This window comes from Achromobacter sp. GbtcB20 (genome assembly GCF_019091095.1).
Classification (GTDB): Bacteria; Pseudomonadota; Gammaproteobacteria; order Burkholderiales; family Burkholderiaceae_B; genus Achromobacter; species Achromobacter mucicolens.
Map to the genome: position 1 here is coordinate 1 of NZ_JAGXJZ010000796.1, position 244 is coordinate 244.

The following is a 244-nucleotide window of genomic DNA, read 5'->3' on the forward strand; positions in this document are numbered from 1 at the left end:
CTCGCCGCGGTTGGCGGCAGGCTTCAGGACGCCCGGCGGCAGCGCGGCCTGGGCGCGCACGATCACGTCGGGGATCTTCCATTCGGCCAGCACCGCCGCCGACAGGGTGTCGTAGCTGCAGCCGAGGTACAGCTGGGAGGCCTGCGCCGGCGTATGCCTCCCGCCGGCAACCAGCTGCCGGATCTCGCGGTAGCGTTCGTGCGCGTGCGATGCCACCAGCAGCGCGCCCAGGTTCTTGAACAGC

General features: G+C 71.7%; 1 protein-coding gene. It reads right to left on the bottom strand.

Annotated features, from left to right (window positions below; translation table 11 throughout):
• Positions 1-244, bottom strand: a 244-nt coding sequence (locus KVT32_RS31155) for an HDOD domain-containing protein (RefSeq protein WP_217619540.1), incomplete at both ends; no start/stop codon positions are given.